Annotated in this window: 11 protein-coding genes; 9 read left to right on the top strand and 2 right to left on the bottom strand. The window is 70.4% G+C overall.

Annotated features, from left to right (window positions below):
* Positions 1-220 precede the first annotated feature (220 nt).
* Together ACZ52C_RS37590 and ACZ52C_RS37595 are read right to left on the bottom strand one after the other, a co-directional pair.
* Positions 221-415 (bottom strand): hypothetical protein, encoded by a 195-nt coding sequence (locus tag ACZ52C_RS37590; RefSeq protein WP_469079025.1) that lies wholly within the window; start codon positions 413-415, stop codon positions 221-223.
* A 200-nt stretch (positions 416-615) separates the two neighbouring features.
* Entirely contained in the window at positions 616-1,623 is a 1,008-nt protein-coding gene (locus ACZ52C_RS37595) for a hydroxyacid dehydrogenase (RefSeq protein WP_469079026.1), read from the bottom strand.
* 164 nt (positions 1,624-1,787) lie between these two features.
* Here ACZ52C_RS37595 and ACZ52C_RS37600 point away from each other — a divergent pair, with 164 nt between their 5' ends.
* From ACZ52C_RS37600 to ACZ52C_RS37640, 9 genes are all read left to right on the top strand, one after another.
* A complete protein-coding gene (locus ACZ52C_RS37600; RefSeq protein WP_469079027.1) occupies positions 1,788-3,035 on the top strand; it encodes an FAD-binding protein in 1,248 nt (415 codons plus the stop codon).
* A gap of 122 nt (positions 3,036-3,157) precedes the next feature.
* The gene (locus tag ACZ52C_RS37605) at positions 3,158-4,453 is read left to right on the top strand and encodes an ROK family transcriptional regulator (protein ID WP_469079028.1); all 1,296 of its coding nucleotides are present in this window, start codon (positions 3,158-3,160) and stop codon (positions 4,451-4,453) included.
* A 248-nt stretch (positions 4,454-4,701) separates the two neighbouring features.
* Positions 4,702-5,964 carry an ABC transporter substrate-binding protein gene (locus ACZ52C_RS37610; RefSeq protein ID WP_469079029.1) on the top strand — a complete coding sequence of 421 codons (1,263 nt, stop codon included), beginning with the start codon at positions 4,702-4,704 and terminating at the stop codon, positions 5,962-5,964.
* A gap of 23 nt (positions 5,965-5,987) precedes the next feature.
* On the top strand, positions 5,988-6,953 hold the full coding sequence (locus ACZ52C_RS37615) for a carbohydrate ABC transporter permease (protein WP_469079030.1): 966 nt from the start codon (positions 5,988-5,990) through the stop codon (positions 6,951-6,953).
* Positions 6,950-7,852 (top strand): carbohydrate ABC transporter permease, encoded by a 903-nt coding sequence (locus ACZ52C_RS37620; RefSeq protein WP_469079031.1) that lies wholly within the window; start codon positions 6,950-6,952, stop codon positions 7,850-7,852. The genes ACZ52C_RS37615 and ACZ52C_RS37620 overlap by 4 nt, the downstream gene beginning before the upstream one ends.
* Positions 7,853-7,871: 19 nt before the next feature.
* Positions 7,872-10,778 (top strand): glycoside hydrolase family 2 TIM barrel-domain containing protein, encoded by a 2,907-nt coding sequence (locus ACZ52C_RS37625; RefSeq protein ID WP_469079032.1) that lies wholly within the window; start codon positions 7,872-7,874, stop codon positions 10,776-10,778.
* 90 nt (positions 10,779-10,868) lie between these two features.
* On the top strand, positions 10,869-11,453 hold the full coding sequence (locus ACZ52C_RS37630; RefSeq protein WP_469079033.1) for a hypothetical protein: 585 nt from the start codon (positions 10,869-10,871) through the stop codon (positions 11,451-11,453).
* A gap of 127 nt (positions 11,454-11,580) precedes the next feature.
* Positions 11,581-12,900, top strand: a complete 1,320-nt coding sequence (locus ACZ52C_RS37635; protein ID WP_469079034.1) for a jacalin-like lectin — start codon at positions 11,581-11,583, stop codon at positions 12,898-12,900.
* Positions 12,901-12,992: 92 nt separating this feature from the next.
* On the top strand, positions 12,993-13,565 hold the full coding sequence (locus ACZ52C_RS37640) for a TetR/AcrR family transcriptional regulator (protein ID WP_469079035.1): 573 nt from the start codon (positions 12,993-12,995) through the stop codon (positions 13,563-13,565).
* The last annotated feature ends 52 nt before the right edge of the window (positions 13,566-13,617 follow it).

Raw genomic sequence — 13,617 nt, forward strand, 5'->3', positions numbered from 1 at the left:
CCGAGGTCGACAAGATGTCGTGCGGCAGAAAGACTTTCGATCGGTGCGGAAAACAGACAACGGTTGTCGGCGTGATCACGCCGACAACCGTTGTCTGTTTTCCGCGACTCACGCGACTCAGGTGCGTGTCCGCACGGTCAGCAGTCGCGCAGCGGATCCGTCTCGCTGCAGATGGCGGTGTCCTTCATCCAGCCGCCCTGGCCGTTGTCGGAGACGGTCATCAGCGGGTCGGGTGCGGCCCGCCCACCCAGGCCTGGTTGTCCATCTCGCAGAAGAACCAGCTCGGATTGGTGTTCATGGTCCCGACGACGTGGTTGGGGTTCGGGTACAGCGGGCTGTTGCCCACCGAGCCGTACACCGGGGCGCCCGCGACGTTGTTGCACCACCATCTGATGCCGTCCTCGTGAAACCTCATGAGTGTTCCTCTCCTGCCAGGAGGCGTGTGCGTGCCGGGAGCGGTCGAGGCTCAGCCACGGCATCCGGCGCGCCCTCGCCCTTCGGCCCGATCCCGCACCGAAGCCTGCCGACTCGCGGGGCCCGTCCGCGCCCCCCTTCGAGCAGGGTCGAAAGCCGCTGGTGGGAGGCGTCCGGCCACCGGCCACTACGGGGGCGCGGTCACGCCGTCCGCTCCAGCGCCCCCCGGTCGAGCGCGTACGCCGGCTCCTCCCCGGCGGCCAGCCGTTCGGCCTCCTCCGTGACGGCGAGGCCGAGGCGGGCGACCTCGTTGCCCTGGGAGCCGGCGAGGTGGGGGGTGACGAAGGCGTTCGGGAGGTCCAGGAGAGGGGAGTCGGCGGGCAGCGGCTCGGGGTCGGTGACGTCGAGGACCGCCGAGAGACGCCCGGCGCGCAGCTCGTCGACGAGGGCGTCGTGGTCGACGAGGGCACCGCGCGCGGTGTTGATCAGGGCGGCCCCGTCGGGCATCAGGGACAGGGCGCGGCGGTCGATCAGGCGGTAGGTCTCGGGAGTGTCGGGGGCGTGCACGGTGACGATGTCCGAGGTGCGCAGCAGTTCGTCGAGCGGGAGCAGGGGGACGCCGAGGGCGGCGGCCCCGGCCTCGTCGACGTAGGGGTCGGTGAGGCTCACCCGCAGGTCGAAGGGGCGCAGCAGTTCGATGACGCGGCGGCCGATGCGGGAGGCGCCGACGACGCCGACGCGGCGGCCGTGGTTGCCGATGCCGGGGACGAATCCCCAGCCCGGCGAGACGCGCTCGGCGCGCAGGCGTTCGCGGCGGCCGAGGATGTCCTTGCCGGCGAGCAGGATCATGGCGAGCGTGTACTCGGCGACGGGCAGGGCGTTGGCGGCGGCGGCCGTGGAGACGGTGATGCCGCGTTCCCAGACGGCCGGGGTGACGAAGCCCTTCACCGAACCCGCCGAGTGCAGCAGCGCCCGCAGCGCGGGGGCGGCGTCGAGGACCGGCTCGTCGATGCGGGGGCAGCCCCAGCCGGTGATCAGCACCTCGGTTCCGGCCAGCGCCGCCCGGATCCGGGGGTCGGCGAAGTCCTCGGCGATCAGGGCGGGGTCGATGTCCACGGTCTCCCGCAGGCGGGCCAGCACGTCCGGCGGGAAGACCCGCGGAACGTTCTCGGCCGTCATGGCGAACAGTGCGCGGGGACGCTCGGGCAAGGAGGGACCTTCCGGCTGGAGGGGAGGGGAGCAAGGGCCAGGCTGGGGGGACAGTAAGCGGTCTCTACGGTAGGCAGGCGCCCAGCAGGAGGTCAATGAACGGGGCGGCGCACCGGGCGGAGAGGATGGCCCTCCACAGCTATGGCCAGCGGAGGGCACCAGGCATGACGACCGAGACCATCACCAACTGGGCCGGGAACATCACGTACACCGCCGGGGAGTTGCACCGGCCGGAATCCGTCGACGCGCTGCGGGCCCTGGTCGCGGGCAGCGAGCGGGTGCGGGTGCTGGGCAGCGGCCACTCGTTCAACGAGATCGCGGAACCCGGCCCCGAGGGGGTGCTCCTGTCCCTGACCGGGCTGGCCCCGGAGATCGAGGTGGACACGACGGCCCGCACGGTCCGGGTCGGGGGCGGTGTCCGGTACGCGGAACTGGCCCGCGCGGTGCACGCCCACGGTCTCGCCCTGCACAACATGGCCTCCCTGCCGCACATCTCCGTCGCGGGCTCGGTGGCCACCGGCACGCACGGCTCCGGCGACGGCAACGGTCCGCTCGCGGCCGCGGTGCGCGAGGTCGAGCTGGTCACGGCGGACGGGGCGACGCTGACGCTCGCGCGCGGCGACGGCCGTTTCGGCGGGGCGGTGACCTCGCTCGGCGCGCTCGGCGTGGTCACCGCGCTCACCCTCGACCTGGAGCCGGCCTTCGAGGTCGCCCAGCGGGTCCACGGTGAACTCCCGCTGGCGGGGCTGGACTTCGACGCCGTCTCGGCGGCGGCGTACAGCGTGAGCCTCTTCACCCGCTGGCGGCACTCCGGCTTCGACCAGGTGTGGGTCAAGCAGCGCGCGGACCGGGCGGCGGCGGACTTCCCGTGGGCGGCGCCCGCGACCGAGGCGATGCATCCGGTGCCCGGGATGCCCGCGGTGAACTGCACCGAGCAGTTCGGGGTGCCGGGGCCCTGGCACGAGCGGCTGCCGCACTTCCGGGCCGAGTTCACGCCGAGCAGCGGGGACGAGTTGCAGTCGGAGTACCTGCTGCCGCGCTCGTTCGCCGGGGAGGCGCTGCGCGCGCTCGACGGTGTCCGGCATGTCGTCGCGCCGGTGCTCCAGGTCTGCGAGGTCCGTACGGTCGCCGCCGACGAGCAGTGGCTGAGCCCCGCCCACGGCCGGGACACGGTCGCGCTCCACTTCACCTGGATCGCGGACCCGGCGCCGGTGCTGCCGGTGGTCCGGCGGGTCGAGGAGGTGCTCGCGCCGTTCGAGGCGCGCCCCCACTGGGGCAAGGTCTTCACGGTTCCGGCGGCCCGGCTGCGGACGCTGTACCCCCGGCTGGGTGATTTCCGGGCGCTGGCCGAAGTCCTGGACCCGACGGGCAAGTTCCGCAACGCCTTCGTCCGGGAGGTGCTCGGCACGTGAGTCTTCGGCGGACTTCGTAAACCCCCTTTCCTAACCCCTTGTAGAAAGTCCCTCCTCGCCATAGCCTGAGCGCCGCGCCGGGGCAACAGGCCTCGTCATGGCCTGGAGGGATCGAGGGGATCATGTCGTCGGTGAAGCGCACCTCACGCGACATCCGCACCGCGAACCGTTACGAGGTGCTGCGCCAGATCATCGCCAAGTCTCCCACCTCCCGACAGGAGCTGGCGGCGGCCACCGGGCTGAGCCTGGCCACGGTCGCCACGCTCGTGGGCGAGCTGCTCGACCTCCGCATGATCACCGAGGTCGGGTTCGAGGACTCGGCGGGCGGCCGCCCCCGCGGGCTGGTGGCCGTCAACGCGTCGGGGGGCGCGCTGATCGGCGTCGACATCGCGGAGACGTATGTCCACGTCGAACTGTTCGACCTGGCGCTGAACGTCCTGGCCCGCGCCGAGGAGAACGTCCGCCCGGGTGAGAGCCTGCCCGAGCAGATGGTGGGGCACGTCGCCGCCGCCGTCGGCTCCGTGGTCGCGCAGGCCGGCACCGAGGGCGCCCGGGTGCTCGGCGTCGGGGTGAGCGTGCCGGGGCAGGTCGACCGCGCCACCGGCATCTCGGAGTACGCGCCCAACTGGGACTGGCACGACGTACCGCTGCTCGATCTGCTCACCGAGCACATCGCCTACCCCCTCTACCTGGACAATCCGCTGCGCGCCGTCGCCGTGGCCGAGCTGTGGTTCGGGGCGGCCCGCGGACGCGGGGACGCCGCGGTGATCACCCTCGGGACCGGCGTGGGCGCCGGGCTCGTCCTGGACGGCGGGCTGCACCGGGGGGTGAGCAACAGCGCCGGCGAGTGGGGCCACACGACGATCGTGCTGGACGGCCGGCTGTGCCACTGCGGCAACCACGGCTGCGTGGAGACGTACGTGGGCGCCCCGGGGATCATGCTGAACCTCCGGGAGCTGAGCCCGCGCAGCACCCTGCTGCACCCCGAGGACCAGACGGCCACCATCGCGGCCCTCGCGCGGGGCGCGGCCCGGCACGACCCGGTGGCGGTCAAGGTGGTGCGGGACACGGCCCGATATCTCGGGGCGGGGATCGCCGACCTGGTCAATCTGTTCAACCCCGAGGTGGTCGTGCTCAGCAGTTGGGTCGCGGCCGCCCTGGGCGAGCCCCTGGTCGCGGAGGTGCGCGAGGCCGTCGCCCGGCACGCGCTGCCGCGTCCGATGGCCGCCACCGAGATCGTGCTCTCCCAGATCCCGAGCGATCCGGCGTGCCTGGGCGCGGCGACGTTCGCGCTCGAGGGGGCGTTGCAGTCCGTGGGACAGAAGCCGGGGACGCGCGCCGCCCCGGTGCGCGGCCGGCCCGCCGTACGCCGCCGAGGGCGGTCCGAAGAGCGCGACAGCCTGCGCGAACACCCCTGAGCCGAGGGCCGCCGGACCCTGACCCGGCGGCCCTCTCCCCCACGTCAAACCCTTTGCGCCGCACGGACGTTCGGAACACCGAACCGAATACAACGCTTCGAACAGACTTCGTCCAACCCCTTGCCGAAGCCTTAGCCGAAGGTTAACGTCCCGCACCGCAAGCCTCTTTGAGCCACTGAGTCATCCGGCCCTGAGCCACTGAGCCATGGGCCCAGAGCCGCAGCCGTACTCGAGACAAGGACGTCAGCATGTCGGCATTCAGGAACAGCAACTTCGACCGCCGCACCGCTCTGCGGGCCGCGCTGGGTCTGGCCGCCGCCGGCGGACTGGCCGCGTGCGGCAGCAACACCGGCAGGAGCAGCAGCGGCGGTGGCGCCGGCCTCACGCAGTACTTCCACGCGTACGGCGAGGCGGGCACCGAGCAGGCCATCAAGCGGTACGCGAAGGCCTACAAGAAGTCCAACGTCACCACGCAGTGGATCACCGGCTCCAACTTCGAGAGCAAGCTGTTCGCCTCGCTGCTCACGGACAAGGCCCCCGACTGCTTCGAGTTCCACCCGCAGCTGCAGATGATCGAGAGTGGGCAGGTCGCCGACCTGACCGACCTGATAGACCCGGTCAAGGACGACTTCAACCCGGCCGACATCGCCTCGCACACGGTCGACGGCAAGATCTACGGCATCCGGATGATCGACGACCCGCAGTTCTTCTTCTACCGCAAGTCGATGTTCGAGAAGGCCGGTGTCGAGGTTCCGCAGACGCTGGAGGAGCTGGCGGAGGCCGCCGCCAAGCTGACCACCAGCAAGGTCAAGGGCGCCTACCTCGGCAACACCCTGCACTCGATGGTCAACCCGCTGATCTGGTCGGCCGGCGCGCAGCACCTGGACGAGAAGAACCAGATCGCCTACCACACGGACGCGGTCGTCGACGGCTTCAAGCAGCTGCGCAAGCTGTTCACCAGCGGCGACCTGCTGCTCGACGCGCCGACCGACTTCTGGGACCCCTCCGCGCTCAACCAGGGCCTGACCGCCATCCAGTGGTGCGGCATGTGGGCCATGCCGCAGATGCAGGAGGCCCTCGGCGACGACCTCGGCATCTTCCCGTTCCCGAAGGTCGGCAGCGCCGGCAAGCAGTCCGTCTACAACGGCGGCTGGTCGATGTTCGTCAACGCCAAGGGCAAGAACCTCGAAGAGACCAAGGAATACGTGAAGTGGCTGTGGATCGACCAGAAGGAGTACCAGGAGGACTGGGCGCTCTCCTACGGCTTCCACATCCCGCCGCGCAAGTCGATCGCCGAGTCCGCCGACAAGCTGAAGTCGGGCCTGCCCGCTGAGGGCGTCAAGCTCTTCAACGAGTTCGGCCACTTCGACAACATCGGCTGGACCCAGGCGAGCATCACCGCCCTGGAGGACGTCCTCGCCAACTCCGTCCGCAAGGGCAACGACCCGGACAAGGAACTGACCAAGGCCGACGCGAAGGTCAACAAGGAACTGAAGAAGCTCTTCGGCTAGGCCGACGGACAGGTACTCACGACATGTCGACCATCACCAAGGACGGCGTCTCCAGCCCCGCCCCGGCGAAGGCCTCCCCGGCCAAGCCGCGGCGGGGGCTGCGGGGCTCCCCCACCTTCAACTTCTGGCTCTTCACCGGGCCGTTCCTGATCGGCCTGGCGATCTTCGTCTATCTGCCGATCCTGTGGAGCCTCTACCTGTCGTTCTTCGAGGCCCGCTTCACGGTCACGCCGAGCGAATTCATCGGCGTCGACAACTACGTGACGATGCTGACCGACGAGGATTTCATCCGCTCCCTCGTCACCTTCTCCCTCTTCGCCCTCTTCATCGTGCCGCTGACCTGGGGAACCTCGCTGGGTCTCGCGCTGATGGTGAACCGGCTGCGGTTCATGCGGGCGTTCTTCCGCTCGGTCTTCTTCCTGCCGACGGCGGTCAGCTACGTCGCCGCCTCGCTGGTCTGGAAGATGTCCATCTTCAACGGTGTCCGCTTCGGTCTCGCGAACACCTTCCTGGGCCTGTTCGGCATCGAGAACACCGCGTGGCTCGCCACCCCCGACCCGCCGTGGTACTGGCTGGTCATCCTGACCGTACGTCTGTGGCTGCAGGCCGGCTTCTACATGATCCTCTTCATCGCGGCCCTGCAGAACATCCCGCAGGAGCTGTACGAGGCCGCCTCGATCGACGGCGCCAAGCCCGGCTGGCAGACCTTCTGGCACATCACCCTGCCGCAGCTGCGGGCGACCTCCACCGCCGTGATCCTGCTGCTGCTCGTGGCGGCGTACCAGGCGTTCGACGAGTTCTTCAACCTGCTGAACAAGACCACCTGGGGCAGGCCACCTCTCGTGGAGCTGTACTACAAGGCGCTCGGTGAGAGCCAGGACTACGGCGCGGGCAGCGCGGGCGCGCTGATCCTCACCGTACTGATCTGCCTCGTGACGCTGCTCCAGGGCAAGTTCATGGGATTCGGAAGGGGTGAGGAGTCCAAGTGACCACCACCACGACACCTCCGGCGGACCGGGTGGACCCGGTCGACATATCGGCCAAGCCGCGCCGCGTCCGCTCCGGCAGCGTGCTCGGCTCGACCGGGCTGTACATCGCCACCGGCTTCGCCGCGCTCCTCTTCCTCATCCCGTTCTATCTGATCGTGCGCAACGCGCTGATGACGGACCCGGAGATCACGGGCGAGGAATGGAAGTGGTTCCCCACCGACATCCAGTGGGGCAACATCAGCGAACCGTTCGACGACCCGTCGGTCGACTTCGCGCGCTCCCTGTGGAACTCGGCGGTCGTCGGTGTCCTGCACACCGTCGGCACCCTGCTGGTCTGCTCGCTCGCCGGCTACGGCCTGGCCCGCATCCCGTACAAGCACGCCAACAAGGTCTTCTACGCCGTCCTCGGCACCCTGATGGTCCCGACCGCCGTGACCTTCGTGCCCAGCTTCGTGCTCGTGTCGTCCCTCGGCTGGATCGACACCTACCGGGGTCTCATCATTCCGGGACTCTTCAGTGGTTTCACCTGCTTCCTGTTCCGGCAGTACTTCCTGGGGTTCCCCAAGGAGCTGGAGGAGGCGGCACGGGTGGACGGGCTCGGTTACATGGGCGCGTACTGGCGGGTCGTCGTACCGAACTCGCTGAACTTCTTCGCCGCGATGGCGACGATCACGTTCATCAGCGGATGGAACTCCTTCCTGTGGCCCCTGGTCATCGGCCAGGACCCGAGCGCGTGGACCGTCCAGGTCGCGCTGTCGAACTACATGACCGGCCAGACCGTCAACTTCCACCTGATCTTCATGGCCACGGCCATTTCCATCCTGCCCCTGGTGTTCGTCTTCCTCTTCCTCCAGCGCTGGCTGGTGCAGGGCATCGCGCAGACTGGCATCAAGGGCTAGGAAATCAGCAAGGAGACCGATGTCTTTCCGCACCACCGGCACCACCGGCCCGACCGGCATCGCCACCGGGTCCGTCGACTACGTCGAGGACGTCTCGCCGGGCCGCGGCGCCCTCCCGCCCCGCGCCTGGTACGCGTCCTCCGACGCCCGGACCCTGTCGCTGAACGGCGTCTGGCGCTTCCGGCTGTCGCCGACCGCCGACGCGGAGGACGACTCGTTCGCCGCCGAGGGGTACGACGCCGGGGGCTGGGGCCGGGTGGCCGTCCCGGGTCACTGGGTGATGCAGGGCCACGGGACCTACGGGGCGCCGATCTACACCAACCACCTGTACCCGTTCCCGGTCGACCCGCCGAGGGTGCCGTCGGAGAACCCGACCGGTGACCACCTGCGGTACTTCGACCTGCCGGAGGGGTGGCCCGCTCTCGACGAGGGCGGGGCGGTGCTGCGCTTCGACGGTGTGGAGTCGTGCGCCCGTGTGTGGCTGAACGGCACGGACATCGGTGAGTTCAAGGGCTCCCGGCTGCCGCACGAGTTCGCGGTCGGGCATCTGCTGAAGCCGGCGGGGAACGTCCTCGCCGTCCGGGTCCACCAGTGGTCCGCCGGCTCCTATCTGGAGGACCAGGACCAGTGGTGGCTGCCCGGCATCTTCCGGGACGTCACCCTGCTGCACCGCCCGGCGGGCAGCGCCCTCGACTTCTTCGTGCACGCCTCCTACGACCATGTCGGCGGCATCGGGACCCTGCGTGTCGACTCCGACGTCGACGGCCGGGTGCTCGTGCCCGCCCTCGACATCGATGTCGCGACCGGCGAGCCGGTCACGGTCCCGGTCGAGCCGTGGACCGCCGAGACGCCCCGACTTTACGACGGCGAGCTGGTCACGGCGGGCGAGCGCGTCCCGCTGCGGATCGGTTTCCGCACGGTGGAGCTGGCGGACGGCCAGCTCAAGGTCAACGGGAAGGCGATCCTCTTCAAGGGCGTCAACCGGCACGAGTGGCACCCCGTCAAGGGCCGCTCCCTCGACCTGGAGACCATGCGCGAGGACGTGCTGCTGATGAAGCGGCACAACATCAACGCCGTGCGCACCTCGCACTACCCGCCGCACCCGGCCTTCCTCGACCTCTGCGACGAGTACGGCCTCTGGGTGATCGACGAGTGCGACCTGGAGACCCACGGCTTCACCGAGCAGAACTGGCGGGACAACCCCGTCGACGACGACCGCTGGACGCCGGCCCTGCTGGACCGCGCGGCCCGGATGGTCGAGCGCGACAAGAACCACCCCTCGGTCGTCATCTGGTCCCTCGGCAACGAGGCCGGCACCGGCCGCGGCCTGACCGCCATGGCCGAGTGGATCCACGGCCGCGACGGCTCGCGCCTGGTGCACTACGAGGGCGACTGGGACTGCCGGGACACCGACATCTACTCCCGGATGTACGCCGACCACGCCGAGACCGAGCGCATCGGACAGCGCCTGGACGGCGGCACCCACAAGCGCCGGCAGCTGCCCTTCATCCAGTGCGAGTACGGGCACGCCATGGGCAACGGCCCCGGCGGCATCGCCGACTACCAGCGCATCTTCGAGGCGCACGAGCGCATCCAGGGCGGCTTCATCTGGGAGTGGATCGACCACGGCGTGCAGCACCCCACGCTGGGCTACGCCTACGGCGGCGACTTCGGGGAGGAGCTGCACGACGGCAACTTCGTGTGCGACGGGCTGGTCTTCCCCGACCGGACGCCGTCGCCCGGTCTGCTGGAGTTCAAGAAGGTCATCGAGCCGGTCCGGATCGACGGCGACGGCTCGGCCGGGACGGTCCGGGTGCGCAACGCGTTCGACTTCCAGGACCTGTCCTCGCTGGCCTTCGAGTGGGCCTACGAGGTGGACGGGAAGACGGTCGAGGCCGGGACCCTCTCGGTGCCCGCCCTGAAGCCCGGTGAGTCGGCCGAGGTGAAGCTGCCGCAGCCGCCGACCGGCGGCCCGGCGGGCGAGGCGCTGTGGACCGTACGGGCGCTGCTGGCCGCGGACACCGCCTGGGGCAAGAAGGACCACCAGGTGGCGTGGGCCCAACTGCCCGTCGTGGAGCGCCCGTTGCCGACGGTGACGCCGGGTGGCGGTCCCACGGCGAGCGAGAAGCTGATCCATCTCGGCCCGGCCTCCTTCGACGTCCGCACGGGTGTGCTCAAGACCATCGGCGGCGTCGAGGTGACGGGGCTGCGGCTGGACGTCTGGCGGGCGACCACCGACAACGACGAGGGCGCCTGGAACGGCAACACCTGCTACAGCAGGCTGTGGCGGGACCTCGGTCTGCACCGCGTGCAACACCGCCTGGACGGGGTGGAGTTGGGCGAGGAAGCGCTGACCGTACGGACGCGGGTGGCACCGGCCGCCCGGGAGGTCGGGCTGCGCACGACGTACCGGTGGACCGCCGACGACACCCGGCTGAGGCTGACCGTGTCGGTGGAGCCCGAGGGTGACTGGACCGTCCCGCTCCCCAGGCTCGGCATCCGCTTCGGTCTGCCGTCGGCGGACGCGGTGACCTGGTACGGCGGCGGCCCCGGCGAGGGCTACCCCGACAGCAGGTCGGCCTCCCTGGTGACCCGTCACCACTCCACCGTGGACGACCTGCAGACCCCGTACCTCCGCCCGCAGGAGAACGGCGCCCGGCCCGACGTCCGCTGGGCGGAGCTGGGCGGTCTGCGGATCGACGGGGACCCGGAGTTCTGGTTCACGGCCCGCCGCTGGACCACCGAACAGCTCGACGCCGCCGCGCATCTGACGGATCTTCAGGCCGGTGACACCGTGTGGGTCAACCTGGACCACGCCGAGATGGGCGTCGGCTCCCAGTCCTGCGGCCCGGGCCCCCTGCCCCAGTACCACCTGACGGCGGGACCCGCGGAGTTCTCCTTCGTGTTCTCGACGACGGAGGCATAGGTAGACCGGTGAACAGCGGCCGGCCGGCTCGTACGCCGGCCGGCCGCTGTCCGTCGAGGGCCACCGGCGGAGGCCGGATACCCTCGCCCGATGAACGACGATCGTGCCGCCGCGTACGCCGCCTCGGCCGCCATCTGGTCCCGTCTCGCCACGCTGCTGCCCGACCCGGAGGACGTCGAACTCGTCCAGGACTGCTGGGACATCGGGGAGCAGGAGGCGGGGCTGAGCACACTGGTGGAGCGGCTCACCGAACTGCGCCTGCCCGTCGACGACACCACCCGGACCCGGATCGCGGTGCTGGCGGAGGAGTGGACCGTGTGGGACCGGCACGGGCCGGAGATCGCGCACCTGGCGCGGAGCCCCGAACGGCCCGCGCGGCTACGGGTCTTCGAGGACGGCGCGGAGGACACGATCCCCGGCCGTGAGGTCCTGGCGGAGCCCCCCTCCCCGACCTCGGAGCTCGTCCCCTGGATCGCCTGTCCGCCCTGCGGCCGGACGCTGGCCCGGTCGCACCGGCGCGAGGAGTGGGGCGGACTGTCGTATCTCGCCGAGGCCTACGTCGTCCTCGCCCACGACCGCGCCTTCGCCCCGCTGGTCTTCGACGCGCGGGAGGACGCGGCGGCGTGGTCGGCCCTGGAGGCGCTGAACACGGCGTGCGGGTGTGCGTCTGGCTGACGGGGCGGCACGTCTTTCACTCTTTCCCCACCGGGCCTTGCGCGTCACACCCGTGAACCTCGAACCTGAGCACAGTTCGACTTACTCGCGGTTACACCCGCTCCCCGACCGGAGAGACACCCCCACCATGAGAAGACTTCTCGGCGCCCTCACCGCCGGTGCGATCGCCGTCGCCGGCCTCGCCACCACCGGCGCCACACCGGCCGCGGCCGCCACCACCGGCACGTTCAACGTGCTGACGTACAACGTCGCGGGCCTCCCGGAGGGGCTGAGCTCCGGGAGCCCGGAGAAGAACACCCCGCTGATATCGCCGCGCCTCGGGGCGTACGACATCGTGAACGTGCAGGAGGACTTCAACTACCACGCGGCGCTGTACGCGGGTGACAACCACCCGTACCGCACCGCCACCAGTGGCGGTGTGCCCTTCGGCGACGGCCTCAACACGCTGTCGGACTACGCGTTCGACGACTTCCAGCGGGTGAAGTGGAACAACTGCACCGGCACCAACTGCCTCACCCCGAAGGGCTTCTCGCTGGCCCGGGTGCGGCTCGACGAGGGCGTCTACGTCGACCTCTACAACGTGCACACCAACGCCGACTCCGACGACGCGGCCCTCGCCGCCCGCCGCGCCAACGTCACCCAGCTCTCGCAGTTCATCCAGGCGAACTCGGCGGGCAACGCGGTGATCGTCATGGGGGACACCAACACCCGCTACACCCGCACCGGCGACAACATCCGCTCACTCGCGTCCGAGAACGGGCTCACGGACCCGTGGGTGCAACTGGTCAAGGGCGGTGTCGCCCCCGCCCTCGGCAGCGACGCGCTGGTCTGCCCGACGACCGCCCCGGCCAACGACTGCGAGGTCGTCGACAAGGTCTTCTTCCGCGACAGCAACGTGGTGGACCTGACCGCCACCCGCTACAACAACGACTGGGCCAAGTTCCTCGACTCCACGGGCGCCAACCTCTCCGACCACTTCCCGCACACGGTCGACTTCTCCTGGACCCTCAACCCGCGGCTCCGGGCCAGCGACTTCCTCGGCGGCCCGCACGGCACGGCGTACACCGACGCCGACGACCTGCCCTCGACCCTCTCGCCGCGCACCCTGACCCTGCGCGGCGGCTCCCGCCTCGACGCGGTCTCGCTCACGCACGACGGCGGTACGACGCTGACCCACGGCGGCACCGGCGGCACGGCGACCTCACTCACTCTGGCCGCCGGCGAGCACCTGACCTCCGTGAAGCTGTCGCAGGGCCAGAAGGACGGGCGCACCCGGATCTTCTCCGCCGCGTTCGGCACGGACAGGGGCCGCTCCCTCGCCTCCGGTACGGCCACGTCGGACACGAAGACCTTCACGGCGCCCTCGGGCTGGCAGATCGTGGGCTTCACCGGCCGCTCGGGCGACGAGATCGACAAGCTGGGCGTCCTGTACGCGCCGATCGGCTGACCTGCGCCCCAGCCGTCGCACGGCCTCCGGACCCTTGATCACCGGGCGGTAGCCTTGGCGTTCCTGGTCCCCGAGGTGAAGAGGTGGTCTCCATGGCCCGTGCCGGGCTCACCGTCGACCGGGTCGTGGAGGCCGCGGCCGATCTCGCGGACGAGATCGGGTTCGAGAAGGTCACCCTGTCCGCGCTGGCGCGGCACTTCGGGGTGAAGGACGCGAGTCTGTACTCGCACGTCAAGAACCTCCAGGACCTGCGCACCCGGGTCGCCCTGCTGGCGGGCGGCGAGATGATCGACCGGATCGCCGACGCGGTGGCCGGGCGCGCGGGCCGGGACGCGCTGGCCGCCTTCGCCGGGGCCTACCGGGAGTACGCCCTCCGGCACCCCGGCCGGTACGCGGCCACGCAACTCCCCATGGACCAGGCCCTCGTCACCGACTCCCCCGCGCTGCGCCGCACCGCCGAGATCACCTACGGCATGCTCCGCGCCTACGGCCTCGACGAACCCGACCTCACGGACGCCGTACGCCTGCTGCGCAGCACGTTCCACGGCTACTGCGCCCTGGAGGCCGGCGGGAGCTTCGGCGCGGCGCGGGACGTGGGCCTGTCGTGGTCGAAGGCCGTCGAGGCCCTGCACGTGGCGCTGACACACTGGCCCGCCGGCTCTTGAGATCTCACATGATGTGCCCTCGGACGGCAACCCCGTGCTCTTCGGTGGCGAC

It is taken from the genome of Streptomyces sp. NPDC034049, assembly GCF_055575575.1.

Excerpts from the sequence above, each read along its gene's own strand:
- ACZ52C_RS37590 (WP_469079025.1), bottom strand. The coding sequence starts at position 415 with ATGAGGTTTCACGAGGACGGCATCAGATGGTGGTGCAACAACGTCGCG.
- ACZ52C_RS37600 (WP_469079027.1), top strand. The coding sequence starts at position 1,788 with ATGACGACCGAGACCATCACCAACTGGGCCGGGAACATCACGTACACC.
- ACZ52C_RS37605 (WP_469079028.1), top strand. The coding sequence starts at position 3,158 with ATGTCGTCGGTGAAGCGCACCTCACGCGACATCCGCACCGCGAACCGT.
- ACZ52C_RS37610 (WP_469079029.1), top strand. The coding sequence starts at position 4,702 with ATGTCGGCATTCAGGAACAGCAACTTCGACCGCCGCACCGCTCTGCGG.
- ACZ52C_RS37615 (WP_469079030.1), top strand. The coding sequence starts at position 5,988 with ATGTCGACCATCACCAAGGACGGCGTCTCCAGCCCCGCCCCGGCGAAG.
- ACZ52C_RS37625 (WP_469079032.1), top strand. The coding sequence starts at position 7,872 with ATGTCTTTCCGCACCACCGGCACCACCGGCCCGACCGGCATCGCCACC.
- ACZ52C_RS37630 (WP_469079033.1), top strand. The coding sequence starts at position 10,869 with ATGAACGACGATCGTGCCGCCGCGTACGCCGCCTCGGCCGCCATCTGG.
- ACZ52C_RS37635 (WP_469079034.1), top strand. The coding sequence starts at position 11,581 with ATGAGAAGACTTCTCGGCGCCCTCACCGCCGGTGCGATCGCCGTCGCC.
- ACZ52C_RS37640 (WP_469079035.1), top strand. The coding sequence starts at position 12,993 with ATGGCCCGTGCCGGGCTCACCGTCGACCGGGTCGTGGAGGCCGCGGCC.